This is a genomic window from Arsukibacterium sp. (genome assembly GCF_033721375.1).
Classification (GTDB): Bacteria; Pseudomonadota; Gammaproteobacteria; order Enterobacterales; family Alteromonadaceae; genus Alishewanella.
Genome location: NZ_JAWWAP010000005.1, coordinates 240,548 through 265,837 on the forward strand (window position 1 = coordinate 240,548; position 25,290 = coordinate 265,837).

The 25,290-nt window shown below is 48.5% G+C and carries 26 protein-coding genes; 13 read left to right on the top strand and 13 right to left on the bottom strand.

Translation table 11 applies throughout. The features are described 5' to 3' along the window. Window positions 1-2 precede the first annotated feature (2 nt). The 4 genes from R3187_RS09640 to R3187_RS09655 all read left to right on the top strand — a co-directional run bounded on the left by R3187_RS09640 (window position 3) and on the right by R3187_RS09655 (window position 3,495). Window positions 3-1,025, top strand: a complete 1,023-nt coding sequence (locus R3187_RS09640; protein ID WP_318966620.1) for a serine hydrolase domain-containing protein — start codon at window positions 3-5, stop codon at window positions 1,023-1,025. Further along, window positions 1,022-2,080 (top strand): sensor histidine kinase, encoded by a 1,059-nt coding sequence (locus R3187_RS09645; RefSeq protein ID WP_318966622.1) that lies wholly within the window; start codon window positions 1,022-1,024, stop codon window positions 2,078-2,080. The genes R3187_RS09640 and R3187_RS09645 overlap by 4 nt, the downstream gene beginning before the upstream one ends. Before the next feature lies 1 nt (window position 2,081). After that, a complete protein-coding gene (locus tag R3187_RS09650) occupies window positions 2,082-2,780 on the top strand; it encodes a LytTR family DNA-binding domain-containing protein (RefSeq protein ID WP_318966624.1) in 699 nt (232 codons plus the stop codon). A 163-nt stretch (window positions 2,781-2,943) separates the two neighbouring features. After that, window positions 2,944-3,495: a YaeQ family protein gene (locus R3187_RS09655; protein WP_318966626.1), complete on the top strand. Its 552-nt coding sequence runs from the start codon at window positions 2,944-2,946 to the stop codon at window positions 3,493-3,495. Window positions 3,496-3,503: 8 nt separating this feature from the next. Here R3187_RS09655 and R3187_RS09660 read toward each other — a convergent pair whose 3' ends face one another. The 3 genes from R3187_RS09660 to R3187_RS09670 form a co-directional block, all read right to left on the bottom strand. After that, entirely contained in the window at window positions 3,504-4,181 is a 678-nt protein-coding gene (locus tag R3187_RS09660) for a hypothetical protein (RefSeq protein ID WP_318966628.1), read from the bottom strand. Window positions 4,182-4,292: 111 nt separating this feature from the next. After that, the gene (locus R3187_RS09665) at window positions 4,293-4,814 is read right to left on the bottom strand and encodes a hypothetical protein (protein ID WP_318966630.1); all 522 of its coding nucleotides are present in this window, start codon (window positions 4,812-4,814) and stop codon (window positions 4,293-4,295) included. Window positions 4,815-4,923: 109 nt separating this feature from the next. After that, window positions 4,924-5,226 (bottom strand): hypothetical protein, encoded by a 303-nt coding sequence (locus R3187_RS09670; protein WP_318966632.1) that lies wholly within the window; start codon window positions 5,224-5,226, stop codon window positions 4,924-4,926. A 236-nt stretch (window positions 5,227-5,462) separates the two neighbouring features. Between R3187_RS09670 and R3187_RS09675 the strand changes: the two genes are divergently transcribed. Next, window positions 5,463-5,882 carry a hypothetical protein gene (locus tag R3187_RS09675; protein WP_318966634.1) on the top strand — a complete coding sequence of 140 codons (420 nt, stop codon included), beginning with the start codon at window positions 5,463-5,465 and terminating at the stop codon, window positions 5,880-5,882. A 27-nt stretch (window positions 5,883-5,909) separates the two neighbouring features. Here the strand turns inward: R3187_RS09675 and R3187_RS09680 are convergent, their stop codons facing one another. The 3 genes from R3187_RS09680 to R3187_RS09690 form a co-directional block, all read right to left on the bottom strand. After that, window positions 5,910-6,494 (bottom strand): DUF1287 domain-containing protein, encoded by a 585-nt coding sequence (locus tag R3187_RS09680; RefSeq protein ID WP_318966636.1) that lies wholly within the window; start codon window positions 6,492-6,494, stop codon window positions 5,910-5,912. A gap of 46 nt (window positions 6,495-6,540) precedes the next feature. Then, the gene (locus tag R3187_RS09685) at window positions 6,541-7,209 is read right to left on the bottom strand and encodes a LiaF domain-containing protein (protein ID WP_318966638.1); all 669 of its coding nucleotides are present in this window, start codon (window positions 7,207-7,209) and stop codon (window positions 6,541-6,543) included. 299 nt (window positions 7,210-7,508) lie between these two features. Beyond that, entirely contained in the window at window positions 7,509-7,820 is a 312-nt protein-coding gene (locus tag R3187_RS09690) for a hypothetical protein (RefSeq protein ID WP_318966640.1), read from the bottom strand. A gap of 196 nt (window positions 7,821-8,016) precedes the next feature. Between R3187_RS09690 and R3187_RS09695 the strand changes: the two genes are divergently transcribed. Then, on the top strand, window positions 8,017-8,814 hold the full coding sequence (locus R3187_RS09695; protein ID WP_318966641.1) for a glycerophosphodiester phosphodiesterase: 798 nt from the start codon (window positions 8,017-8,019) through the stop codon (window positions 8,812-8,814). Window positions 8,815-8,920: 106 nt separating this feature from the next. Here the strand turns inward: R3187_RS09695 and purT are convergent, their stop codons facing one another. From purT to malQ, 5 genes are all read right to left on the bottom strand, one after another. Continuing rightward, a complete protein-coding gene (gene purT, locus R3187_RS09700; RefSeq protein WP_318966642.1) occupies window positions 8,921-10,135 on the bottom strand; it encodes a formate-dependent phosphoribosylglycinamide formyltransferase in 1,215 nt (404 codons plus the stop codon). Then, a complete protein-coding gene (gndA, locus tag R3187_RS09705; protein WP_318966644.1) occupies window positions 10,132-11,661 on the bottom strand; it encodes an NADP-dependent phosphogluconate dehydrogenase in 1,530 nt (509 codons plus the stop codon). Before gndA ends, purT begins: the two co-directional genes overlap by 4 nt. An 83-nt stretch (window positions 11,662-11,744) precedes the next feature. Beyond that, complete coding sequence (gene glgX / locus R3187_RS09710; protein ID WP_318966645.1) at window positions 11,745-13,826, bottom strand: glycogen debranching protein GlgX; 2,082 nt, start codon at window positions 13,824-13,826, stop codon at window positions 11,745-11,747. A 2-nt stretch (window positions 13,827-13,828) separates the two neighbouring features. After that, complete coding sequence (gene glgB, locus R3187_RS09715) at window positions 13,829-16,018, bottom strand: 1,4-alpha-glucan branching protein GlgB (RefSeq protein WP_318966646.1); 2,190 nt, start codon at window positions 16,016-16,018, stop codon at window positions 13,829-13,831. Between the two features lie 58 nt (window positions 16,019-16,076). Beyond that, window positions 16,077-18,266, bottom strand: coding sequence for a 4-alpha-glucanotransferase (gene malQ, locus R3187_RS09720; RefSeq protein WP_318966647.1), 2,190 nt, complete (start codon window positions 18,264-18,266; stop codon window positions 16,077-16,079). A 209-nt stretch (window positions 18,267-18,475) separates the two neighbouring features. Here malQ and gap point away from each other — a divergent pair, with 209 nt between their 5' ends. Both gap and R3187_RS09730 read left to right on the top strand, forming a co-directional pair. Then, entirely contained in the window at window positions 18,476-19,480 is a 1,005-nt protein-coding gene (gene gap / locus R3187_RS09725; RefSeq protein WP_318966648.1) for a type I glyceraldehyde-3-phosphate dehydrogenase, read from the top strand. Window positions 19,481-19,676: 196 nt separating this feature from the next. Then, window positions 19,677-20,546: a D-hexose-6-phosphate mutarotase gene (locus tag R3187_RS09730; protein ID WP_318966649.1), complete on the top strand. Its 870-nt coding sequence runs from the start codon at window positions 19,677-19,679 to the stop codon at window positions 20,544-20,546. Here R3187_RS09730 and R3187_RS09735 read toward each other — a convergent pair. Both R3187_RS09735 and R3187_RS09740 read right to left on the bottom strand, forming a co-directional pair. Continuing rightward, window positions 20,543-20,734 (bottom strand): hypothetical protein, encoded by a 192-nt coding sequence (locus R3187_RS09735; RefSeq protein ID WP_318966651.1) that lies wholly within the window; start codon window positions 20,732-20,734, stop codon window positions 20,543-20,545. The two genes, R3187_RS09730 and R3187_RS09735, sit on opposite strands and share 4 nt — an antisense overlap. Window positions 20,735-20,827: 93 nt before the next feature. Next, window positions 20,828-21,235: a hypothetical protein gene (locus R3187_RS09740; RefSeq protein ID WP_318966652.1), complete on the bottom strand. Its 408-nt coding sequence runs from the start codon at window positions 21,233-21,235 to the stop codon at window positions 20,828-20,830. 278 nt (window positions 21,236-21,513) lie between these two features. Between R3187_RS09740 and ccoN the strand changes: the two genes are divergently transcribed. From ccoN to R3187_RS09765, 5 genes are all read left to right on the top strand, one after another. Beyond that, on the top strand, window positions 21,514-22,941 hold the full coding sequence (gene ccoN, locus R3187_RS09745) for a cytochrome-c oxidase, cbb3-type subunit I (protein ID WP_318966654.1): 1,428 nt from the start codon (window positions 21,514-21,516) through the stop codon (window positions 22,939-22,941). A 10-nt stretch (window positions 22,942-22,951) separates the two neighbouring features. Next, entirely contained in the window at window positions 22,952-23,560 is a 609-nt protein-coding gene (ccoO, locus tag R3187_RS09750; RefSeq protein WP_318966655.1) for a cytochrome-c oxidase, cbb3-type subunit II, read from the top strand. Window positions 23,561-23,565: 5 nt separating this feature from the next. Further along, entirely contained in the window at window positions 23,566-23,748 is a 183-nt protein-coding gene (locus R3187_RS09755; protein ID WP_318966657.1) for a cbb3-type cytochrome c oxidase subunit 3, read from the top strand. Then, window positions 23,741-24,715, top strand: a complete 975-nt coding sequence (ccoP, locus tag R3187_RS09760; RefSeq protein ID WP_318966659.1) for a cytochrome-c oxidase, cbb3-type subunit III — start codon at window positions 23,741-23,743, stop codon at window positions 24,713-24,715. Before R3187_RS09755 ends, ccoP begins: the two co-directional genes overlap by 8 nt. Window positions 24,716-24,795: 80 nt before the next feature. Next, window positions 24,796-25,281, top strand: a complete 486-nt coding sequence (locus R3187_RS09765) for a FixH family protein (protein WP_318966661.1) — start codon at window positions 24,796-24,798, stop codon at window positions 25,279-25,281. Window positions 25,282-25,290 lie beyond the last annotated feature (9 nt).

Below are 25,290 nucleotides of genomic sequence, written 5' to 3' on the forward strand. Positions count from 1 at the left end.
AGTTGAGGCCCACTGTTACTAATATTGAGCAATGGTTAGAGGCGGAATTTAACGATGCCGGCGCTGCAGTCGCTATTATCAGCGCCGGCAACACCCGCTTTTACTTGCATGGTTTTGCTGATTACCAGAAAAGCGAGGCTGTCAGTAAATCAACCTTATTTGAAATTGGCTCTGTAACCAAACCTCTAGTCGGTTTGCTTGCGGCAATGGCCGTGACCAAGCAACAACTAACACTGAACACTTCTGTGGCATCCCTGCTGGACCATGCTGATTACCAGCAGCATCAGTATAGTCTCGCCCACTTACTGACTCACTCCAGCGGCTTACCGCGTTTGCCGGCTAATTTGCCACTGGCTGATTTAACCGATCCTTATGCAAACTACAGCCATGCCGATCTGATGAGCGCGTTGCAGCAGGTGCATCCCGGTGAGCAGCAGTTTGAATATTCAAATTTTGGCTTTGGGCTATTGGCAGAGTTACTTAGCAAGCAGCAAGACAGCAGTTTTGCTGCCCTTATGCAACAGCAAATATTTAATCCGCTCGGCATGGCAGCAAGTACCGTTGCTATAACTCATGGCAGGTATCACCGCCGGGCTCAGGGCTATCAGATCGATGGCACAGCTGCAGCGAACTGGCATTTTCAGGCGCTGGCCGGCGCCGGTGCCGTATTATCAACGGTTGAAGACATGGCCTTACTGGTAGAAAATTACCTGCAGGCAACCGCAAATAAGTCTGACAAGTTCAATGCCACACCAGCAATGGCCGCTGCAATGCGTTTGTCTGTCACACCTCCCACCTCTGACCCCACTATCGGCTTTGGCTGGATGCTGCATCCTCAGGGGCTGGTCTGGCACAATGGTCAGACCGGTGGTTTTAATTCATTTGTTGGGTTTGCACCAACTGAACAGGTAGGTATTGTGATCCTTAGTAATTCAACTATTCCGGTCACCCCGGGTGGCATGATGCTATTACAACAACTTCGCCAGCAAGCGAGTGTTACAGATAAAGAGCAACCATTACCATGAGTCGCAGCGCGCTGACACTTTTGCATCGACATCTGTATCTGATATGCCAGCTTAGCGGCTGGCTGGCGCTCTATACACTAATCAGTGCCGCCGCATGGATGCAGGTAACGTTCACACCAGTTGAATTAATCTATGCGCTGGTACTGGTGGGGAGCAGCGCTGTTGGTTCACATTTTATCCGGCTGGGCTATAAAAAATATTTTCGGCGCAGAGTCATCTGGCAACAGGTATGTTACCTGACACTTGGTAGCCTGCTGGGTGCTGCGACAGCAGCCTTACTGTTGGTAGCCGCGGCGTTATGCCTGGCCCATTTAGGTGTTACCAATCCGATACCGGCCGCACAACGCTGGTTTGTAGTCAGAGTGGTATTTACCGGTAATTTTTTCAATATGCTGATGGCGTTGCTATTCTGGTCTGCCCTTTATTTCAGCATCAGCAAAGTCAGACAACTTCGCCAGACCAGTGAACTGTTAAAATCAAGCAAGCTTGATGCTTTGATAAACCAGCTTAACCCGCACTTTTTATTTAATGCAATCAATAATATCAGAGCGTTAATTCTGGAAGATCCTGCTCGGGCCAGAGACATGCTTGCCAGGCTGGCTGATATGCTGCGTTACAGTCTGAGTAAGGACGATAACGCCAGGGTAACCGTTAACGCCGAACTGGCCATTGTCCGTGAATATATCGCCTTGTGCTCAATTCAGTTTGAAGATCGCTTGCACTACAGCGTGACTGCAACAGATAACTGCCAGCAAGCACTGGTTCCCAAATTACTGCTGCAGCTTTGCGTTGAAAATGCCATTAAACATGGGATCAGTACCGAAGTTGCCGGTGGTAGTATCGACGTAACGGTGTCTTGCAGCGATACTATGCTGGATATCACCATCTGCAATGATGGTAAGCTCGCTCCTAACGTTAAACGGCCGGGGGTGGGCTTACACAACATCAGGCAAAGACTGACGTTGCTCTATCCCGATTGCCGGGAGGCGGGCTTAACACTGCAAAGCGAACATAATAAAGTGAAAACTCACATCCGTTTGCCACTGGAGTACTAATATGAAGATAGTTGTTGTCGATGACAGCCGGCTGGCCAGGCTGGAATTAACCGAACAATTAAGCCATATCAGTGGTGCCAGTCTGGTTGGTGAGGCAGCCAATATCCGCCAGGCAAAGCAGCAAATAGAGACATTAAAACCAGACGTTGTTTTGCTGGACATTAATATGCCAGGCGGGGACGGCTTTAAACTGCTGGAACAACTGGACTACCTGCCACAGGTTATTTTTGTTACTGCCTATGACCATTACGCTGTTAAGTCGTTTGAATTTAACGCACTGGATTATTTGCTCAAACCCGTTACTTTACCGCGCTTGCAAGCTGCATTAGATAAGTTACAGCCGGTTAGTCAAAATGAGCAAAAACTGGCGTTACATCAGCAATTTTTTATCAAAGACGGTGACAACTGTTTTTTTGTAACCTTAGCGGATGTCATTTGCTTTGAAGCTATGGGCAATTACACCCGGGTACATCTGGCAAATGCCACACCAGCTACTTACCGGAGTATCAGCGCTATTGCTCAACGTCTGCCAGCTGAAAGCTTTTTCCGGGCAAACCGTAGCTGGATTATTAATACGCATTATATCAATGAGATAACACCATCAATTGCCGGCGGTTTTGACGTACAGTTACAACACAATAAACAAGTTGAAATTTCGCGTCGTCAGGCCAGCGCTTTTCGTCAGCACTGGAGTTTGTAAGCTAAGGCCAATAAACCAGCACCCCGCTCATACTTTCTGGATCTGCAGGCACGGATATTGCTTAATACTTACCATCTTAAGTCGCACCTGAATAAAATGTCTCGACTAATATTTAGCTAAACAAGGCTGGCAACGCTGCAGCGGGCCCGCAATGGGTAAAAAAATGTTGATGAGTGCAAAAGTAGTCAAGCTGGAATTAAACTATAACTGCGAAATACATAAATGGTTCCGGCAGCAGACACATTATATTGCGCCTTTTCAACAGGAATCTGCAGAGCATTTTGCCAGACGATTGTTGGCGTACCTGACCTTATATGAATTAAGCCCTACCCTTAACCAGCGTCCTGGCATTGGTAAAATGCCTGATCTCTACCTGCAGGACCAGCAGCAACATTTTACTCTGTGGGGCGTCGTTGACCCACTTACAGACAAGAGCCTGCGCCGGGCATTGCATCAGGCAGATCAGGTTGTATTGTTTTTAACGGAGCAGCAGGCCAGTAAAACCAGCAATCTGCCCGCAGATGCCAATGCCGACTGTTATCAGTTCAGCTCTGCCGATTTAGCCAGGCTGATAGTGATGCTTAAACCTCATATGCAACTTAGTGTCTGGCGGGAGCAGGATAAACTCAGTCTGACAGATGGTACCCAGGTACTTGATATTGCGTTGCGGCACCAAACCCAACATTCACCCCTATTCAGAAACTTATATTTTTGATAAAACTGTCAAAAATTCAGCAAATCGCGGCGAATGGCCTGCATCAACAGCTGTGTTTTTTCCTGTAATTCGCTGCCGGCTTGTTGCAGCTCTGCCGCAATATCTTTTATGGCTTCATAATCCTTACTGAGGGTTATTGTCACCAGTTTGTTCATTTGCTCGCTGGTTACCAACAGCAACTTTTGATAACGCTGTTGAATATCCGTCAATATTTCTACCACATCATCGGCTGCACTGAGCGTCAATGCCGCCGTCTGTTTATCAAGCGCTTTTAGTTCGGTATCATTCACGCTGCTAACCTGCTGAATTTCTCCGGAAAACCATAAGGTCGCCAAAGACGCTGCAGCTGTGTCTTCCGCCGCTTCAGCGGCCTGATAACGATTGTTAAATTCGGTAAAAAGTGGCAGGAACACATTCTGATAGTCATTCTGATGTCTGAGATGAAATGCCTCTAGTTCATGGCAATAGTCTTCATACTGACAAATTTTAAGTTCATATACTTTTCGACGGCGCTCAAGTTCGAGGTTTAACGAGTGCTCAAGCCGATGATAACGATTACTTGCTGCCTGTTTACCAAAACAAAATAAGGCAAACCATAACAGGTTTGTAACGATATATAGCCAGATATAATATTCAGGTAGGGTATGCGCTGGCAATTTTGCCAGCAAGGTTGTCATAGTATCCATTCCTGTTCCATTCCGGGCCGCGCTAACAACAGGCTGGCAACAAAGGGTCAAAATCAGAACATCACCATACTTCCCGGGCAATGAACTAACCCTGAATTATCCGTGTCCAGATTAATTTTGAAAAAGTTGCTCAATACTTCGCTGATAGCGAGTTGATTGCGGGTCAGTTTTTTGTAAATCGGCAACCAACTGTCTAATCTGGCTCTCGTTCTCGGCTAATAAATAGCTGTAGCCACCACTGGCAGAGGTAAGAATACCCATATTCAGCTGCACAGAACCATCGTCAGAGCGGATAAAAACCAGATTATTACGAATTTTAAATCGTTGCGCACTGTACTGAAAAAACTGTAATGCATATTCCAGCTGTTGGAATGAGGTGGGGTAACTACTGCGTTTAACCGGATATTCACTCATCGAGTTGCTCAACGATGCCTGATCAGCGTACACGCTATCAGGTTTGGTTCCAATAAACTGAAAGTACAACCGACAAAATCCGGGTTTTCTTTGTTCGATAACCTGCCAGCAGGCCGCATTCCGATCGGAATTAAACTGCACTGTTACCGCAGTAACCTGAAACGACAGCGACAACACGCCAACAACTAACCACACATATGGCTTTAAAAAAATACTCACACTGCGTCCTCCATTACACTCTCTACTGCTCGTACCTCTTACTATCGAAATACGCATATTAAGTTATAGATGGATTAGCGGCACTATGCAATTGATAATTTTGTTTTTGCTAATAGAACGAAGAAAACAGAAAAATAATTAGTAGCAGCAGAAGCCAGGGTAATGGCGATGCCCACCATGCTAACGGTTTATTACTGGCCGCGATGACCTTTTCACGAAAATGCTGTTGCTGCTGCTCAGAGCGCCGGGACCGGCTGAAAAACTGCGGCCCGGGAAATATAAAAAAGGTTATCGCAAGAATAATTAAGTACCAGCCTGAGCTGGCATAATCCGGAAAATTAACAATCGTCAGCCACCCTGTCACGACCAGAACAGCAGCAATTATTAACTGGGTTTTATTAGGTAATGTCATCAGCTCACCTTACGATTACCGGCAAATCAACTGTAATTTAATTCACCGCCTCTGGGTTAAGGCCAATGCTAATAGATAATGTGAATTGAGAGAACTGATTATTTCCAGAAGAAGCCTGATAATGTCACAAAGCATGATTGCTGACGGTTTACTATTTTGTAGTTGATTTAGATAAAAATGTTGTTTAGGTTAACAAACAGGAATATTTACGGGTTGTAAACACGAAGGAACTGCAGATGACATTGGTACGGCTTAGCCTGATTGTAGTATGCATGGCATTTATAACAACGCCTGCGGCAAAAGAGCAAGCCAATATGCTGGACCGCGGTATAAGTGTCAGTGACAAAAATTTTCCATGGCAGCTGGTAGTGGACAGAGGCAAAATTTTAGGTTGTGTCTACGACAACAAATTTTACTCGCTTGGTGCTATTTTAATCTTAGAGTCGCTGCCGAGGAAATGTGAACTGGCCTCCGACAGGAATGGCCTGTGGGAGCCACTTTCTGAAGCAGAATTATTGTTTTTACAAGAAAGCATAGCGAAGCAACAATCCAGCCAGCAAGAAGCGACTTATATAGGCAATGACCCCATAAACGATGAAGAAGCCCGGCTAATCCGTTATTTGCGCAATGCTAAAAAACGGGCTGAAACTCAGTAATTTGTCACTCAGACAACCAATGCTTTGCTAATAAAAGTAGAAGTGGCCGGTTATCGGATAGGAAAACAACATATCTTCCAGTTTTGGTCCGGCGCCAATGTTATGCACGATCATCAGCCGATCAGTGCCTGGTACTCGCTTATCACTAACAATTCCGATATGCGGCAAATTGCCCGGCAACATCCAGCTGACAATAGCGCCGGGCTTATAATCTGCAGCCTGCTGAGTTACAGCCAGCTCAGTGCCATGGCGGCGGAAAAACACCTGTAAATTGGGAACCCGCCGATGGTCGATATTGCTATCAGGTCGACTCAGGCCCCAGATCCGCTTTGACGGATAACTGCTGAAATTACTGCGCATATCTTCGTGTACCAACTGTTGCAAGTCGACACCCAGGCTGCGATAGCTTCGAATAACCACATCAGTGCACACGCCAATATCTGCCGGTACATCACCGCCCGGATAGCCAATACGCCGATATGCACCATCATAACGCACCTGATGCTCGGTGCGCTGCAATGCTGCGTGCGCAAGTTGCAACTGCATTCCTGCGGGCTCGGCCATAAGTGCGCCACTTATCACACTGAATAAAAAAATCAGCAGAGCTCGCATTTATCCTCCATAGCTAACATTTACTTTAATGCTTTTAAAAGGAACCTTACGGCTTATTTAAACCAAACATAGCGCGAAACTGGTCAGCAAAAGCACTGAATTTTTCTTTCATGGTTCGTTTAAGATTAACGTCCAGTGATCCGAGAACAGAGTAGCCTTCAATAGTAATGTGTGGTGCCTGCTGTCCGCCAATTGATCTGGCACGGTTTTTAGTACTACCAACAATATTAAACATATTTGATACGACATTAACTTGCTCTGGCACCAGGATATTCAGGCTGCCAACCCAATTGTTGACCCGGATAACAATATGCTGGTGCTGAAAAATAGCTTCTGAGAAGTCCAGCTCTATTGAGCCAAGCACATTGATAACCCGAATTTCGGCCGGTACCAGCCACTGGCCACTATGTTCATTGGATGAGAGTAGACAAAGAATCTTCTCGTTACGGGTATCATTGCCGGCCTGATAGCGGGGCGAGAAACTTTTTTCTCGCTGTTGCTGATAGGTATCATCAGGCTGCAACGTTAAATCAGCTACTACATCTACCAGTTCCTGATGAGTCTTGGCATCAGACGCAACATCCAGCCGCCGCTCAAAGGCTTCAGCGGAAATAATACCGTGGCTGTAATTCATAATCAGCTGATCAATGGCCTCCTGCCGCACCTGATCAAAGGGCCTGTCTTCAATTTTCACACCAGTGGTATCAATCGCCATCACCAAATTCCTTTTCTGCTAATTTTTATTGCTGAAAAGTTAGCATAGTTTGCGGTCACTGATGTCAGTTTTTGGTATCAAAATGTAAATAGATTACCTTGAAGCCGGACGTAATTGGCGCCAAACTTGAATCAAGCCAGCAGCAAAGAGCAAGCTATTCAGTCCTTCTTTTGCTGCAGTTCAAGCAGCTCGACCAACCGATTTACTCAGCCCGTATCAAACCCGGTTCATTGAACTGGAACCTAAAGTTACAACCACACCAAGCTTAAATAAGGCTACCTCTGTAAAACTTATTGCAGCTAACTTGCCAGAAGCTTTACTAAGCGCCTTTTTATCAAACGCTGCTCAACCTTGTTTAACAGAAAAATCAAGATGGCGGCGTTCAGTAAAATTACAGCGAAACGTGCATTAGCATCGAAGTCGCTATAGCGGCCAAGCAGATAACCAATGGCATACCCTAGCAACCCCACGAAAACAAAGAACAGCAAGCTAATTATCAACCGCACTTTTTTGGTATCGTCTTTCGCTTGTTTTATGTAATTTTGAACTATAACGTCATGTTCGTTTGCTAAGTGCGGATACTGAGCTTTTAACCATCTGGAGTACTTCATTAATTCTTCCTTGCGAACTTATATATTTTTTTGAGCCCGACATTTTAAGCAATTGCCCTTTTACGTGCGGTAATCCAGTCAATTGCTACTAAACCGCGCTTGATGCTAGTGGATCTGCGGCGTAAAGTGAACAATTTGTTTCGACATAACAGTGCAAACTGCTACTATTTTGCCACCCCCAAACAGGATAAATACAGTGCCCGACTGGACTAATCATCTGAACAATCTGGCTAACCAGCTGTGGCGACTCAGCCCGGCCTGCCGTATTCCAGCCGACCCTGCCCGGTTAAAACTGGTAGCCCATCGTGGTGCTTATATCGTGGGGCGCAATAGTCCGGCGCCGGAGAATACCCTGGCTGCGTTTGACCGTTGCCTGAAGCACAATATCTGGGGTATCGAACTTGATGTCAGACTGACAAAAGACGGTGAGCCGGTGGTGCATCATGATCCGGCTTGCGGCCGCTTGTATCAAAGGCCCGATATTGACATTGCCAGCACTTCTTTTGCAAAGTTAAGGCGTGAGCTGCCGCAAATACCGCACCTGCAGGAAGTAACAGAGCGTTACGGTAAGCGTTTGCATCTGATGATTGAACTGAAAGAGTCGTGGCGGCAGCGCCCGCCGTTGCAAAGCCAACTTCAGAAAACGCTTGGCTCACTTGAGCCGGCAGTAGATTATCATCTGCTTAGCCTGGTGCCGGATTATCTTGAAGGCTTTCGCCAGTTGCCAGCTTCAGCATTGATGGATGTGGCAACAACCAACACCAAAGATATTATCCGCCAGAACCTGGCGCTGGGGCACGGTGCTGTCGCAGGCTCTTTTGCCTTGCTTAACCAAACAGTAATAGACCAGCTGAAAGCGGCCGGTAAAAGCATTGGCACCGGTCAGGTTAACCATCCTGCTATTGTTAATCGCGAAGCGTATCGCGGCATCGACTGGGTATTTAGCGATCAGCCCCTGCTGCTGGACAAACGCATTATCAATCAGGAAAAATAAATTAACCTGAGTAAAAAAACCACCCGAAGGTGGTTTTCAGATGCCAGTAACTTAACTCTTAATATTTGTATCTGAATATTTGTAACTGAATATTAGTATCAGAATATTAGCTCAGTGTTACTTTTAGCTGGCTGATAACATTCAGCGCTTTTTCTGTTGCCGCTTCAACCGTGTCGCTCAGCGCCAGGGCGACGCCCATTCGCCGCTCGCCCTGTACTTCCGGCTTGCCAAAAATACGCAGCTCGGTGTCCGGCTCGCTTAGCGCCTCTGCCAGGCCCTGGTACTGAATATCGGCGCTGTGGCCGGGCACTAACAATACTGCCGAGGCCGCCGGGCCGTATTGCTTTATATAGGGAATGGGTAAGCCCAGGATAGCGCGGGCATGCAGCGCAAATTCACTTAACTGCTGGGAAATCAGGGTAACCATGCCTGTATCATGCGGCCGTGGTGATACTTCAGAGAAATACACCTTATCGCCTTTAATAAACAGCTCTACCCCGAATAATCCACGGCCACCTAAGGCTTCGACCACCGCTTTGGCGTAGCGTTTGGCTTCAGCCAGCGCACTGTCGCTCATCGCTTGGGGTTGCCAGCTTTCCCGGTAATCACCTTTTTCCTGGCGATGACCAATGGGCGCACAATATTGAATCCCGGTCAGCGAATTTATCGTTAGCAAGGTAATTTCATAGTCAAAGTCGATAAAACCTTCGACTATTACCCTGCCCTTACCGGCACGGCCACCTTCCTGCGCATACAACCAGGCAGCGTCAATATCAGACTCACTGCGCAGTACACTCTGACCTTTACCACTGGATGACATTATCGGTTTAACCACACAGGGGTAACCAATGGCGTTGATGGCAGCAATAAAGCTGGCTTTATCACTGGCAAACTGAAATGGCGAGGTAGCAAGTTGCAGCTCTTCAGCCGCTAAGCGGCGAATACCTTCCCGGTTCATCGTCAGGTTAACGGCTTTGGCGCTCGGTACCACATTAAAGCCGCAGTCTTCCAGTTCAATTAATACCGAGGTCGCAATAGCTTCCAGCTCAGGGACGATAAAGGCCGGCTTTTCGCTAATTACCAGCTGGCGCAGCGCGGCGTTATCCAGCATCGACATGACTACCGCTTTATCAGCCACCTGCATTGCCGGGGCATTCGGGTAACGGTCGACGGCTATCACTTCACAGCCATAGCGCTTTAACTCGATGCACAACTCTTTACCCAGCTCGCCAGCGCCTAACAGCAACACCTTAGTGCTGCTGGCGGTGCCCGGGGTGCCTATCTGTTCAATATTTTGTGATTTGCTGTTAGCTGTGCTCATTTTATTTTCACCATAGGCCGGTTCGGGTTGCTCCAGTCGACATGGAACATTTTACCTTTGGCTTTATCGGTGCGCTCAAAGGTGTGAGCCCCAAAGTAATCACGCTGCCCCTGCAGTAAATTAGCCGGTAAAACCGCGGTACGGTAAGAGTCATAATAACTCAGGGCTGAGCTTAATGCCGCTACCGGGATACCGGCCAGCGTGGCATTGGCCACCGCCTTACGCCAGTTTTGCTGATAAACCGAAATTTGTTTAGCAAAAAACGGGTCAAGCAGCAGGTTTTCCAGCTCATCATTGCGATCAAAAGCATCGGTAATTGACTGCAGGAACACTGCGCGAATAATACAGCCCGCCCGCCAGATTTTGGCTATTTCAGCAAAATTCAGCTGCCAGCCATGCTCATCAGCGGCTGTTTTCATTAAATGAAAACCCTGCGCGTAAACACATATTTTGGCGCAGTACAGCGCATCATGCAGCGCCTGAATAATCTCAGCTTTCTGCTCGGCAGAAATAATATTCTGCGCCGGGCCGGCTAACACGGTAGCGGCTTTAACCCGCTCGTGCTTCAGCGCTGACAATGACCGGGCATAAACTGCTTCGGCAATGGTTGGTGACGGGCTGCCCAGTTGCAGGCTGCTGACTGCCGTCCACAAACCTGTGCCTTTCTGGCCGGCTTTATCCATAATAACGTCAACCAGCGGTAAACCGGTTTCAGAGTCTTTGGTGGCCAGGACTTCGGCACTGATACCAATTAAATAGCTGTTAAGCGGACCGTCATTCCACTGCTTAAAGACCTCAGCAATAGCGGCTGACGTCATGCCCAGAATATCGCGCATTACCTGATAGGCTTCACAAATCAGCTGCATATCGGCGTATTCAATACCGTTATGCACCATTTTTACATAGTGGCCAGAGCCGCTGGGACCGATATAAGTCGCACAGGGCTCGCCTTCGGTCACCGGATTGCCGGGTTCGAAGCGCTCTATTGGTTTACCGGTAGCCGGATCGACTTTAGCGGCAATGGCCTGCCACAAGGGTTTTATCCGGGTCCAGGCATAAGGATCGCCACTTGGCATCAGTGACGGGCCAAAACGAGCACCGACTTCTCCGCCCGACACGGCGGTAGAGAAGAAAATAAACTTACCTTCGTACTGCTTTTCCCGGGCAACCGTGTCCGTCCACAGGCTGTTACCGGTATCAACAATAATATCGTCGGCCTGAATACCAGCGTCGATCAGCTTATGGCAAATATCGTCAACGGGCTTACCGGCCGGCACCGATAACACAATTAAATGCGGCGCAGATAAGCGCGATAGCAATTCGGTGTATGAGCTGCAGCCAATAACCCTTGCAGGCTTGTCGCCCCGCTCGGCTTTGTCCTGCGCTAATACAGCTTCCAGTTTCTGATGGTCTAAATCAAAGGCCGCTACCCGGTAGCCATTGTCAGCAAGGTTTAAAATGAGGTTTTTGCCCATTACCCCGGCTCCGACAAAACCGATGTCACAAAGTGGCGCTGTATCAGTCATCTGACGATCCTTTACTTAGTATTGCTAAGCCAACAACAGGCTCGGAAAATGGCGCGCATTATACGGTAAAACTGCCGATAAACCTACTGCCAGACAGAGATGCTATGTGCCGCTTGTAAATACTGTGTTTCGATACTTTTGCTGTTGCACGCCAGGCCATCGTTATGGGCAGTGTCAAACAGGCATTGCCAGCCCTCGCCTGCTTTTTGTTCCGGCAAGGTCAACGGCACTGACTGGCCGGCACCATTAAATACAAACAACAGCGCCTTGCCGGTATGACGATTTGTGATCCGGAATATACAAATTGCCCGTTCCGGATCATGCCAGTCGTGTTGCTGTTTTTCAGTTCCATCGGCTAAAAACCAGCATACCTTATGTTTGTCGCCATGCAGCTGATAATGATCGTCCTGCAGCGATATTTGCTGCAAACAACTGAATTGTTTGCGAAGTGTCAGCATTTGTCTGACAAACTGCAGAAACTTTTGCTGTTGGCCATCAAGTTGCCAGTTCAGCCAGCTTATCGGATTATCCTGACAATAGGCATTATTGTTGCCACCCTGATTGTGGCTCAGCTCATCACCGCCCAGCCAGTGGATCATGCCCTGGCTTAACAGCAAGGTCGCTGCCAGGTTGCGTTTATGCTGGTAACGGCGGGCAATAACCTGTGGGTCGTTGGTCGGCCCTTCCACGCCGTGGTTAGTGCTTAAATTATGGCTGTGGCCATCCCGGTTCTGCTCAGCGTTCTGCCAGTTATGTTTATCGTTGTAGCTGACCACATCTTCTAAAGTAAACCCATCGTGATAGGTCAGAAAATTTACGCTGCAACTGGCTGGTTTATGGTGCTTCTGGAAAATGTCGCGCGAACCGAGCAACCGGGTGGCAAAGTCGGCTAACACGCCTTTATCGCCTCGCCAGAAAGCGCGGAAGGTATCACGGCATTTATCATTAAGTTCAGACCAGTTAGCCGGAAACTGCCCCAGGTGATAGCCAAAAGGCCCGATATCCCAGGGTTCAGCAATCAGCTTTGCCTGAGATATCACCGGATCCTGAGCAATGATCTGAAAAAAACTGGCATAAGGGTTAAAACGTTTATGCTCGCGGCCCAGGGTCACCGCTAAATCAAAGCGAAAACCATCAACCTGCATCTCAGTTAACCAATAACGCAGTGCATCCATTACCAGTTTTTGGGTTGCCGGGTTGGCGATATTAAGGGTATTTCCACAACCGGTAAAATTGCAGTAATTATGATAATCAACCATATCGGCGTGGCTGTGAAACAAATAATAATGGCGGTCAGCAAGGCCACGAAAACTGAGCAGCGGACCATCATCGCCCGCTTCAGCGCTATGGTTAAACACCACATCCAGAATGACTTCAATACCATGCTGATGCAAAGTGCGCACCATCTGTTTAAATTCAGCAACGGCATCTTCGAGCTGATAACGGGGGTCCGGCGCAAAAAAATTCACCGGGTTATAGCCCCAGTAATTGGTCAGGCCAAGCCCCGTTAACCTTGGCTCAGCCATAAAAGCAGCCACCGGCAGCAATTGTACAGTGGTAATACCAAGTTGCTGTAAATGATTAATAATACTGGCATGACATAAGCCCAGATAAGTACCCCGCAGCGCGTCCGGCACGTCGGGATGCAGCATGGTCAGGCCCTTAACATGGGCTTCATAAATAACGGTTTTTTCGCGGGCGATCGCCGGCTTAGTGCTTTTTTGCCAGTCAAACGCCGTCTCATGCCAGCTAAAGGCAGCCGGATCCAGTACCCCTTTTGCCAGAGCCAGATGGCTTTTCTGGTGGTATGGCTCAGTTTGCCAGACCTGAGCGCGGTTAAGTTTCCGGGCATAGGGGTCGATTAGCACCCGATCTTTATCAAACCGTAAACCGGCGACACTATTAGCCGGACCATCGGCTTTTAACGCATAAAGCGTACCATCACTGATATCACTGACCTGCAGATGCCAGATACTGCCGGTACGGCCTGTAAAAGCGAGCTCGGCCAGTTCTTCTTCGGTATCAGGCTGATACAAGCAGAGCGTCATACCGGTAGCGTCGGGCGCAAAAACCGCAAAATTCCAGCAGTTGTCTGCTACTTTGCTGGGCCCCAGCGGATAACTGTTGCCATGCGTTGTTGTCAGTGCGGCGCTGCATTCAGCCATTTTCAATTATCCTTTTTCCGGATATACAGACAGGCCAAAGGTGGCAGATTTAAGCGGATAGCCTGCTCTTTACCGTGACCGCCCGGCTGCTCTGCGGCTAAATTGCTACCAACAGCGTAATTGCCACCCCAGTAATATTCACTGTCAGTATTAACAATCACCTCATAGTCACCGGTTTGCTCTACCCCCAGCATAAAGTTGTCACGCGGTACCGGGGTAAAATTGGCCACAATATAAATAGCATTACCTGCACTGTCGCGGCGGATAAAACTTAAGGTACTGTGTTCAGCGTCGTTATGATCAAGCCAGCTGAAGCCCTGTTGCTGATAATCCAGCTCATGCAGCGGCTTGCAGCGCTGATAACTGTGGTTTAAGTCACGATAAAGTTGCTGGATACCCTGATGTTTCGGATATGCCAGTAAATGCCAGTCCAGGCTTTGAGTGTGGCTCCACTCCCGGCTCTGGCCCAGCTCATTACCCATAAAATTCAGTTTTTTACCCGGATGAGCAAACATAAAGGCAATATAAGCCCGTAAATTAGCGGCCTGCTGCCATTCATCACCCGGCATTTTATTAATTAAGCTGCCTTTACCATGCACCACTTCATCGTGTGATAACGGCAGAATAAAGTTTTCATTGTAGGCGTACACCATCGAAAAGGTTAAATCACTATGATGGTACTTGCGGTAAGATGGATCTTTACTGATATAACGCAGGCTGTCATTCATCCAGCCCATATTCCATTTAAAGCCAAAACCCAGACCGCCGCTATCGACCGGCCGCGATACCTGAGGAAATGACGTTGACTCTTCGGCAATGGTCATTGCCTGCGGAAATTTGCCGTAAACTTCATTGTTCAGCCATTTAAACAAGCTGATCGCTTCGTAATTATGGTTGCCGCCATCAATATTGGGGACCCATTCGCCTTCATTTCGCGAGTAATCCCAGTACAACATCGAGGCAACCGCATCAACCCGGATACCGTCAATATGAAAGTGCTCCAGCCAGTATAAGGCGCTGGCCACCAGAAACTGCCGGACATAATCTTTACCATAATCGTAGATACAGGAATTCCAGTCCGGGTGCCAGCCGCGGCGCGGATCGGCATATTCATATAAGTGACTGCCATCAAAGCGGGCTAAACCATGGCCGTCCTCCGGGAAATGCGCCGGCACCCAGTCCAGAATAACGCCGATACCGGCCTGATGGCAGGCATCTACAAAAGCTTTGAACTGATCCGGGTTGCCGAAGCGCGAGGTAGGCGCAAATAAGCCCAGCGGCTGATAGCCCCAGGACCCATCAAACGGATGCTCCATTACCGGCAGCAGTTCTATATGGCTGTAACCCATGTCCTGAACATAAGGAATTAACTGCTCTGCCAGCTCGGCATAATTAAGCGGCTGGTTATCATCTTTGCGCCGCCAGCTGCCGATATGCAGCTCATAAATACTGATGGCACTCTGATACGGGTTTACTGCCGGTCGTTCGCGCCAGTTTTTATCCTGCCACTGATAACTATTGTGATCGTAGATTAGCGAGGCATGGGACGGGTATTGTTCCGCATAAAACGCCATCGGGTCGGCTTTATGCGGTAACAGTTGGCCGTCTTTGTCTTTGATTTCAAATTTATAGCGCAGCCCGCTCGTGACTTCTGGCAACACCAGCACCCAATGACCGCAGTCTGTGCGCTCCATCGGATGGCAACGTCCGTCCCAGCCATTCATGTCGCCGACCACACTGACGCTGCTGGCCGCCGGGGCATATACGGCAAACCGGGTAGCGGTTAACGGCTTGCCATCCGGCTCAAGGCTGATGATCTGAGCGCCAAGCTGGCGATACAGATTCTCTGGCTGGCTGTTAACATGGTGTACTGCATAAAAAGCCTGCTCGCGGAACTGATAAGGGTCAATGCAGCGGTATGTACTGTGCACGTCGGTCACCTGCAAATAATAAGCACTGGCTTTACGTTTCCGGGACAACACCAGCTCAAACACCCCAGGGTAGTCAGGATGCGCTGTTAACTGGCCCAGAGGCTTAGCTGTTTTTAATTCAAAAGCGTCAACCGTCAGCGCATGTGGCAAATAAGCCCGTAACAGCAAACCGGTGCCTTTGGCACTGTAGCTGTTGGCCTGCCACCCCAGCACAGCAAAAGGATGGGCACAATTCGCCTGGTGTAGTTGCGCTAATGTCATAGTATTTTCCTTTTATCCGTTTATCCGTTTATCCGTAATTATATTGCCGCTTGCATCGTTAACCGGCCCGCGCCTTTGTTAGTTCTGTCAGTAGCTGCTGAATATGGGGCTCACTGGTCCACTGCTCCAGCTCACGGCTTAATTTACGCCGCCAGTTTGGATATTCATCGCTGGTTCCGGGCACGTTGACCGGCTGGGTCATTTCCAGCCAGTCTTCCAGTTGCAGGCATAGCAACTGACTGCTGCCAGCAGCCAGATGACGCTGCAGTGCATAATTGAGGGTACGATCCATCCCCAGGTTATCTACCGAGCGCGGATAATCAGCCGGCAACATGCCATGACCGTGCAGGGAATCCAGAATTTGCTGCTTGTTGGCATGCCGCTGCTGATAGAGCCCCTGCAGCTGCTGCTCGTCCTGATATAGCCCTAATTGCTTGCCAAGTTTAAGATCTTCACAATGCCAGAAGCCTATTAAGGTCGGTAAGTCATGGGTACTTAATGTGGCCATCGCCTGCTGCGGATAATGGGCCGGTGAAATGTAGCCGCCATCCGGTGCAGTCTCAAAAAAGAACACCCGGTACGAATAGATGCCGTAGTCTGCTAACAGCTCGCGAATGCCGTCCGGCACCGTGCCTAAGTCTTCACCAATAATAACCGCCTGCTGGCGTTGACTTTCCAACGCCAGAATGCCCAGTAAATCCATAATGGGGTAGTAAACATAAGCACCGCCGCCGGCATTTGCAGCGGTTTTTGGCACCCACCATAACCGCAGTAAGGCCATCACATGGTCGATACGCAACGCTCCGGCATCCTGCATATTACTGCGAAATAAATCAATCATCGGCTGGTAAGCCTGGCTGAACAGCTGATACGGCTGCATCGGTGGCAGGCCCCAGTTCTGGCCGGCCGGGCCCAGTGGATCAGGCGGTGCGCCGACACTGGCATCCCGGCAGTATAAGTCGCCATTGCCCCAGATTTCAGTCGATGCTTCACTCACTCCTACCGCTAAATCACGGTATAAACCCAACAACATACCTGCCGTCTTTGCTTGTTGCTGTACGGCTTTAAGCTGTTGCTGGGCAATAAATTGCAGGTAACAGTAAAAATCCAGTTGCTGCTGGTGATCTTCGGCAAACTGCTGTACTGCGTCACTTTGCGGGTCGCGATATTGCTCTGGCCAGTTTGGCCAGCCCCAGTAATTGCTGTCTTGCTTAATTAAAAAGGCATGCAAAGCGTCGTACAAGGCCAGTTGCTGCAAACTGGCACCGCCCTCGCGCTTAAACTCAGTAAATTCAGCCGCTAAATGCGCTTCATCACCACAGTGCTGCACAAACCATTGGTATAAACTGTGCATCACCGGCAACTTCAGCTGCAGCACGCCGCTGTAATCAACCCAGTCACGGCTGCGCTGTGCGTCAACCGAGGCAGCGAATGCCGGGGCATTGACCAGACGCTGGGTGTTACTGCACTGCTGATAGCCCGGCATGGCGCAGACATCAATATAGATAATATTCAGCCAGCGTCGCGATGACGGGCTGTATGGGCTGGCACTTTCCGGCATTGCCGGATACAGGGCATGGATCGGGTTTAAGCCAACAAAATCAGCACCGTGGGCAGCAAGATAGGCCACCAGGGTACTTAAATCGCTAAAATCACCGATCCCCCAGTTGCGAGCTGAGCGCAGGCCATACAGTTGGACAGATACGCCCCACTGTTTTTGCTGCTTAAACTGCTCGGGCTGATAGCATTTTCCGGGACTGATAATTAACCGCTGTTCAAAACTAAAGCCGGTTTCACTGCAGGTCAATGTCAGGGTGTGATAACCCGTGCTAAGCGGATAATCCAGACTATGCTGATACTGTTGGTACTCTTCATCATCAATAACCGCAACCTGTACCAGTTCACCGTCGATTGGCTCGGCACTGAACTGATAGCTGGTACCCTGCTCGGTTTGCAGCGTGAAATCAAAACGACTGTTGGCCAGCGCCAACGGTACCTGCAGTTCAAACGTTAACGGCTCAGCCTGCAGTTGCACTGACACCGGCGCCAGAATTTGTTGCCAGAAATCCAGTTGCCGTTCACTCAGCTCAGCCCTGGCTGCGGCAGCGTCTGCTATATTAAAACCCTGAGCGGCCAACAGTGCCAACTGATCAGCGCTGGCTACCGTGGTGTGGTTACCCCAGGCATCATTAAATTCGGTTTCAATTCCGGAAAAAGCAACCAGTTCGGCCAGCAGAGCGGCATCCATTATTTATTCCTTATTAAAAACAGTAACTTGGCTATATTTCACTACAATAAACCACATAGCTAGCCAATCAATTTACGTTATTAAATTACATAAAAGCAATTTATTGCGGTTTTAAACTTGAAAAATGCCAGTATTAATGTAATTTTACTACATATTATTTGCTGAATACGTTTTCAGCCTTATTTTGTTAAATTTACTCTGGAGTTGCTATGTCTATTCGGGTTGCAATTAATGGCTTTGGTCGTATCGGCCGCAATGTGTTACGCGCTTTATATGAAAGCAATAAAAACTACGATATCAACATTGTTGCCATCAACGATTTAGGCGACGCAGCTATTAACGCTCACTTACTGAAGTATGACACAGCTCATGGTATTTTCGCTGCCAGCGTGTCTCACGACGACGAAGCCATTTATGTTAATGACGACCAGATTAAAACCCTGAGCATCCGTAATCCGGCCGACTTGCCGTGGGCCGATTTAAAGGTAGACGTTGTATTAGAGTGTACCGGCTTATTTACTGATCGCAAAACTGCCGGCGCTCATTTAACTGCCGGAGCCAAAAAGGTCATTATCTCTGCCCCGGGCAAAGATGTCGATGCCACCGTAGTATACGGTGTGAACCACCAGGTGATCACACCAGAGATGACCATCATTTCAAATGCATCCTGCACCACCAACTGTCTGGCCCCCATTGCCAAACCTTTGTCAGATGCGCTGGGTATAGAGTCTGGCTTAATGACTACGATCCATGCTTACACCAATGATCAACGGCTAAGTGATGTTTATCATACCGATGTCCGCCGGGCCCGCGCCGCCGCAATGTCGATGATTCCAACCAAAACCGGCGCTGCAGCAGCAGTGGGTCTGGTGGTACCAGAGCTGAAAGGCAAATTTGATGGCTTGGCCGTAAGAGTTCCAACCTTAAACGTATCGCTGGTTGATTTAACCTTTATTGCCGGCCGTGAAACCAGCATTGAAGAAGTGAATGATATTATCCGCGCTGCGGCAGCAAAAAGCCCGATGAACCAGGTGTTAGCGGTCAACGATTTGCCATTAGTGTCAGTTGATTTTAATCACAACCCGATGTCGTCCGTTTTTGATGCTACCGAAACCCGGGTTAATGGCCGTTTAGTAAAAGTAATGTCGTGGTATGACAATGAATGGGGCTTTAGTAACCGGATGCTGGATAACGTGGTTGAGCTGATGAAGTAATACCCTAATGTGCGAGTATTACAGCAAGCTCTATTGCTGCTCTGCTTAAGATAGCAGAGCAGGAAATTCTTTCTGCACCGCCTTCAACAGCACTTCCCTGTGCTGTTTCAGCCTGCGCGGCATCCATGCCGCTGTTTCGAAAGAACACCTACTCCGCTATGCTATCGGCAAGTATATCTGCATTTGAGGGACTTTTATGCCACAACAAAACATCACTACGATTACTGGTTTTGGCCAGCTTGGCGATTTGCCCTGTCTGAAACTGCAGTGCGGTCAAGCCAGTGCGGTGGTCTCATTATATGGTGGCCAGGTATTGTCCTATCAGCCGACTGCTGGTAATGAAGTATTGTGGTTATCCGATAAAGCGCAGTGGCATAACGGTGCAGCAATTCGCGGTGGCGTACCGGTTTGCTGGCCGTGGTTTGGTCCGGCCACCGACAAAATAAAGCCGCGGCAACATACCCTGCCTAACCATGGTCTGGTTCGCAACCGGCTATGGCAGTGTACAGACAGGCTGGTTACGGCAAACAACACCAGCCTTAGCCTGAGCATCACAGTTAATGATCTTCCCGCAGCGATATGGCCAGAACATACCCGGCCAAAGCCGGTGAACCTTGTCCTGACATTACTGCTTAGTCGCAGTGAACTGACAATGCAGCTGAGTTGCGATAGCCCGCTTTATCAGCAGGCAGCACTGCACAGCTATTTTCGGATTGATAATCTACAGCAAACCAGAGTAACCGGGTTGAGTCAGCACTATTTTGATAAAGTCAGTGATGCCTCCCAGATTACTGAGGCTAATGAAACAGGCTTTAGCACGGAAACGGATCGTATTTATCATAAAACCGGCAGGCAGTTGCAGCTTATAAGTACAAAACAGGCGTTAACTATTGAACAGCGTGGTCATGATGCCAGTGTTATCTGGAATCCCGGCCAACAAAAAAGCCGTGATTTGCCCGATATGGCAGATCACGGCTTTACCGAATTTGTCTGTGTCGAGACAGCCAGACTGCAGCTGACCGGGGCAACAGATTTAGCGTTAAGCCAAACCCTGATGCCGGCTTAAAGCTGGCGGTGTAAAAACTGCTTTAAATCCTGCTGCGGGTAGCCTAACTGGTCAAGCAGTTCCGGCAGTTCGTCCTGAGGTAGAAAGACGCTGTCAAAATGCTCTAAAATTACTGTCAGATCAGCGCCCTGGTCTCTAAGTTGCTGAGCGGTTGCTAGATGGATATTACGGACAAAATCACTGGTCATACTGTTAACCCCAGATTAATGTTAGTCTCTGTCTGTTTCGCCCGCCTATACTGAACAAATTTTAGCCAGCTGACAAGCTTTAAAATCACCTATTTACCAGCTTGAATTAAACTGCTCTTTTAATATAAGTTTTCTGCCATCTGCGAACTGTACCGTCAAGTTCAGTTGCCATAACATTGCCGGATCAGCACAGGCACCCAGCAAAAATTCTGCCTGCCATTGCTCTGCATCATCCTTGCCTACCGTACTAACCTTTTGAAAAGGTAAAGGGATTATGCCCATATACATACTGACGCCGGTAAGCTCGGCACTAATCAGCTCGATTGGCTGCTCACTGACCAGACTCAGCCGTAACGGCGTTTCTACCGGCGCGGATGCCGGACTTAAGCTCAGCAGCAGCTCTGCTTGTTGTTGCAACACTCTGACACTGTTGTCTGCTTGTTTGGGCTGACAAGCGGCTAATAAAAGAAGGCATAAACACAAAGAAATAACGTTTGGCATCGGCAACTTTGCTTTGTTCTAAAAGCGCCAGTTTACCGGCTTTTCTGCAAAAGGGCTAAATAGTGACTACAATTGGCTACTTATTGCACAGGGACTTTGTTCTACGTCATAAAATGGGTGAGTTTACCTATCTTTTAAAAGTCAAAAATCGTATCATTTCGCCCAAAATTCAGTGGCTGCAACTGCAAAGTTAACATGGTGTTAGTTGTCCACTTTATAACAATAGGGCCACCACAAGGTGGATTTTAGTAACCAGCATAACTGCAGCGGATCTCAACATGAGCCAGACCAAATCGTTAAATGTTGAATACAACTATAGCGTTGTCCGCCTCTTTGCCATCACTACCGTCTTATGGGGTATTGTTGGCATGGGGGTGGGCGTATTAATCGCAGCCCAGCTTTACTGGCCGGCATTAAACTTTGATATTCCGTGGCTGACGTACAGTCGTTTACGGCCACTTCACACTAACGCCGTTATCTTTGCGTTCGGCACCAGTGCCTTGTTTGCAACCTGTTACTATGTGGTGCAGCGAACCTGTCAAACCCGGCTGTTTGCAGAAAAACTGGCTATGTTTACATTCTGGGGCTGGCAAGCCGTTATTGTCGCGGCAGCTATTACTCTGCCGATGGGTATGACCCAGAGCAAAGAATACGCTGAGCTGGAATGGCCAATAGACGTGCTGATTACTATTGTCTGGGTGTCTTTTGCCATTGTGTTCTTCGGTACCCTGGTTAAGCGTAAAACCAGTCATATTTATGTTGCAAACTGGTTTTATGGTGGTTTTATTATCACGGTAGCGGCTTTACACATTGTTAACAGTATGGTGATCCCGCTTAATTTATTTAAATCCTACTCGATTTATGCCGGGGCAGTTGATGCCATGGTGCAGTGGTGGTACGGCCATAATGCGGTTGGTTTTCTGCTAACAGCAGGTTTCCTCGGCATGATGTACTACTTTGTGCCGAAGCAGGCTGGCCGGCCGGTGTATTCTTACCGGTTGTCGATTGTACACTTCTGGGCCCTGATTGCCCTTTACATCTGGGCTGGCCCGCATCACCTGCACTACACCGCCCTGCCTGACTGGACCCAGTCGCTGGGAATGGTGATGTCTGTCGTATTGTTTGTACCCAGCTGGGGCGGCATGATCAACGGTATTATGACGTTATCAGGTGCCTGGCATAAACTGAAAACCGACCCTATTCTGCGCTTCTTAATTGTGTCGTTGTCTTTTTACGGCATGTCGACCTTTGAAGGGCCGATGATGGCAATCAAATCGGTTAACGCGCTGTCGCACTACACCGACTGGACCATTGGTCATGTTCACTCTGGCGCGCTTGGCTGGGTAGCGATGATTTCTATCGGTGCTATGTATCACCTTATCCCGGTGGTTTATAACAAAGTGGGCATGTACAGCACCAAACTGATTAATACTCACTTCTGGTTGCACACCATAGGTGTCGTATTGTACATCGTGGCGATGTGGATCTCGGGTATTATGCAGGGCATGATGTGGCGTGCTGTTAACACTGACGGCACCCTGACCTACAGCTTTGTACAAAGCCTGGAAGCATCGATGCCATTTTATCTGATGCGCTTTATTGGTGGGGTCTTTGTAATCACCGGTATGCTGCTGATGGCATACAACGTGTACAAAACTGTCCGTAGTAAAGATGAAGTGGCACACACTGTGCCAGTAACGGCATAAGGGGCAGGTCATGTCGAAGAATCATCACGAGAAAGTAGAGAAAAGCGTTGGTTTGCTGGGTATTTTTACCGTTATTGCGATTAGTTTCGGTACCCTGGTACAAATTACCCCGCTAATGTTTATGGATGAAACCAATCAACCGATTGATGGCTTGAAACCCTATACTGCACTGCAGCTGGAAGGCCGTGATATTTATATCCGCGAAGGCTGCAATAATTGCCACAGCCAGATGATAAGACCATTCCGGGCCGAAGTGGAACGCTATGGTCATTACTCAGTGGCCGGTGAAAGTGTCTGGGAGCATCCTTTCTTATGGGGCTCCAAACGCACAGGCCCTGATTTGGCTCGTGTAGGCCAGCGCTATAGCGATGACTGGCATTATGCCCATTTGATGGACCCGCGTTCAGTAGTCCCGCAATCTAACATGCCTGGTTTCCCCTGGCTGGATAGCACTGTGCTGGACGGTAAAGAGACTGGCCGTAAACTTGAGATTTTCCGGAGTTTTGGCGTGCCTTACACTGATGAAGACATTGCCGGCGCTGCTGAAGCAGTACAAGGAAAAACTGAAATGGAAGCCCTGATTGCCTATCTGCAATCATTGGGCACAGCGTTGAAGTAATGATTATGGGATTTGCAACAGTTCATAGTGTATTAACCGTCATTCTGTTCGTTGGCTTTGTTGCGTTAGTTATCTGGGCTTACGGTAAAAAACGTAAGAAAGATTTTGACGAAGCTGCCAATCTGGTATTTGACGACGAACCTGAATCTAAAGAACAAAAAACCAAACGGGAGTCAGATCATGAGTAGCTTCTGGAGTGCTTGGATCATCGTTTTAACTTTACCGGTGCTGATTGGCTGCTTTATTTTACTGCGCTGGAATTTAACTAACTATGTTGGTGTGCCGGAAGACGAAACTACTGATCACGAAGTAGATGGTCTGAAAGAAGTCAACAACCCACTGCCAAAGTGGTGGACTTATATGTTTTATGGCACGCTGATCTGGTCAGTATTTTATCTTGCCGCTTATCCTGGATTGGGTAACTGGCCAGGTTTTTTAAACTGGACCAGCTCAAATCAGGGTATAAAAAGTCTGGAAGAGTCGCGTGCCGCGGTGGCGCAGGCTAAAGCCGACGGCCGTTATGTCCAGCTGGATGTTGAAATTGAATCGGCCCTTGAAACCTATGGCCCGGTATTTCAGCAATTTGCCAAGCGTGACGTGTTGGATCTGGCTTATGATCCGGATGCACTGAAAATTGGTCAGCGCCTGTTTTTACAAAACTGCGCGTTATGTCATGGTTCAGATGCCCGTGGCCAGCGTGGCTACCCTAACCTGACCGACAATGACTGGTTATATGGTGGTAGCCCAGACAAGATCAAAGAAACCTTGTTATATGGTCGCAGAGCTGCAATGCCGGGCTGGCAGGAAGCGTTAGGTGAGCAAGGTATCAAGGAAATGACCGCATACGTGCTGAGTTTATCCGGCCGCGCTGTTAACGAACGGGAAGCGACTGCCGGTAAAGCAAAATTTGCACTGTGCGCAGCGTGTCACGGCCCTGATGGTAAAGGCAGTGTTGCTCATAACCTGCCGTTTGGTGCTCCTAATCTGACAGACAACATCTGGTTGTATGGCGGCTCGGCCGCGGCTATCGAAGAAACTCTGGTAAAAGGCCGCTATGGCGTAATGCCAGCGTTTAAAGATACCCTGGGTGAAGACAAGGTGCATATTCTGACGGCCTACATTTACCGGTTATCTAACCCGGAAGATCAGCGTTAAGCAGCAGCTTACCGGAATAATCAGGCTAATACCGACAAAGCCCCGTAATGGGGCTTAGTCTTATCAAACGAGAGGTAGTAATGCAGCTGGATTCAAAACCCTGGTATAAGCAAGTCTGGCCGTGGATCCTGATTGCCATCCCGGTGCTGACCGCATTACGGGCAATATATGCCGTGGTATTGATGAATCAGCAACAGCCTGATCTGGTTATAGATGATTACTATAAAGCCGGAAAAAGTATCAATTTGCAGTTGGCGAAGTACCGGGAAGCGGCGCTACGTAATTTAAATGCGACAGTGCTGATTGCCGGCAATCGGGCTGTAGTGCGTTTTACAGAAAATGCGGTGCTGGACGACAGTATCCATCTGGATTTTTATCACCCGACGCTGGCCGCTCAGGATTTTGCAGTCGATGCACAGCGCAGCGGTGAATTACTCTATGTCGCTACCCTGCCCCTGACCCCAACCGGCAAATGGCGGCTGAATGTCAGTGACAACAGCAATGAGTGGAAACTAAGAGCCACCTTCGAGCTGCCTGTTACCCAGGAAATTAAGCTCGGTTATTAATTGAAGAGA

What these genes read in the sequence shown, in the direction of transcription:
- glgB (WP_318966646.1), bottom strand. Translation starts at nt 16,018, where the DNA reads ATGACATTAGCGCAACTACACCAGGCGAATTGTGCCCATCCTTTTGCT.
- R3187_RS09730 (WP_318966649.1), top strand. Translation starts at nt 19,677, where the DNA reads ATGCCACAACAAAACATCACTACGATTACTGGTTTTGGCCAGCTTGGC.
- ccoO (WP_318966655.1), top strand. Translation starts at nt 22,952, where the DNA reads ATGTCGAAGAATCATCACGAGAAAGTAGAGAAAAGCGTTGGTTTGCTG.
- malQ (WP_318966647.1), bottom strand. Translation starts at nt 18,266, where the DNA reads ATGGATGCCGCTCTGCTGGCCGAACTGGTTGCTTTTTCCGGAATTGAA.
- purT (WP_318966642.1), bottom strand. Translation starts at nt 10,135, where the DNA reads ATGAGCACAGCTAACAGCAAATCACAAAATATTGAACAGATAGGCACC.
- glgX (WP_318966645.1), bottom strand. Translation starts at nt 13,826, where the DNA reads ATGGCTGAATGCAGCGCCGCACTGACAACAACGCATGGCAACAGTTAT.
- R3187_RS09680 (WP_318966636.1), bottom strand. Translation starts at nt 6,494, where the DNA reads ATGCGAGCTCTGCTGATTTTTTTATTCAGTGTGATAAGTGGCGCACTT.
- R3187_RS09650 (WP_318966624.1), top strand. Translation starts at nt 2,082, where the DNA reads ATGAAGATAGTTGTTGTCGATGACAGCCGGCTGGCCAGGCTGGAATTA.
- R3187_RS09655 (WP_318966626.1), top strand. Translation starts at nt 2,944, where the DNA reads ATGTTGATGAGTGCAAAAGTAGTCAAGCTGGAATTAAACTATAACTGC.
- R3187_RS09765 (WP_318966661.1), top strand. Translation starts at nt 24,796, where the DNA reads ATGCAGCTGGATTCAAAACCCTGGTATAAGCAAGTCTGGCCGTGGATC.
- R3187_RS09755 (WP_318966657.1), top strand. Translation starts at nt 23,566, where the DNA reads ATGGGATTTGCAACAGTTCATAGTGTATTAACCGTCATTCTGTTCGTT.
- R3187_RS09740 (WP_318966652.1), bottom strand. Translation starts at nt 21,235, where the DNA reads ATGCCAAACGTTATTTCTTTGTGTTTATGCCTTCTTTTATTAGCCGCT.
- R3187_RS09690 (WP_318966640.1), bottom strand. Translation starts at nt 7,820, where the DNA reads ATGAAGTACTCCAGATGGTTAAAAGCTCAGTATCCGCACTTAGCAAAC.
- R3187_RS09660 (WP_318966628.1), bottom strand. Translation starts at nt 4,181, where the DNA reads ATGGATACTATGACAACCTTGCTGGCAAAATTGCCAGCGCATACCCTA.
- R3187_RS09645 (WP_318966622.1), top strand. Translation starts at nt 1,022, where the DNA reads ATGAGTCGCAGCGCGCTGACACTTTTGCATCGACATCTGTATCTGATA.
- R3187_RS09675 (WP_318966634.1), top strand. Translation starts at nt 5,463, where the DNA reads ATGACATTGGTACGGCTTAGCCTGATTGTAGTATGCATGGCATTTATA.
- ccoP (WP_318966659.1), top strand. Translation starts at nt 23,741, where the DNA reads ATGAGTAGCTTCTGGAGTGCTTGGATCATCGTTTTAACTTTACCGGTG.
- gndA (WP_318966644.1), bottom strand. Translation starts at nt 11,661, where the DNA reads ATGACTGATACAGCGCCACTTTGTGACATCGGTTTTGTCGGAGCCGGG.
- R3187_RS09670 (WP_318966632.1), bottom strand. Translation starts at nt 5,226, where the DNA reads ATGACATTACCTAATAAAACCCAGTTAATAATTGCTGCTGTTCTGGTC.
- R3187_RS09685 (WP_318966638.1), bottom strand. Translation starts at nt 7,209, where the DNA reads ATGGCGATTGATACCACTGGTGTGAAAATTGAAGACAGGCCCTTTGAT.
- gap (WP_318966648.1), top strand. Translation starts at nt 18,476, where the DNA reads ATGTCTATTCGGGTTGCAATTAATGGCTTTGGTCGTATCGGCCGCAAT.
- ccoN (WP_318966654.1), top strand. Translation starts at nt 21,514, where the DNA reads ATGAGCCAGACCAAATCGTTAAATGTTGAATACAACTATAGCGTTGTC.
- R3187_RS09735 (WP_318966651.1), bottom strand. Translation starts at nt 20,734, where the DNA reads ATGACCAGTGATTTTGTCCGTAATATCCATCTAGCAACCGCTCAGCAA.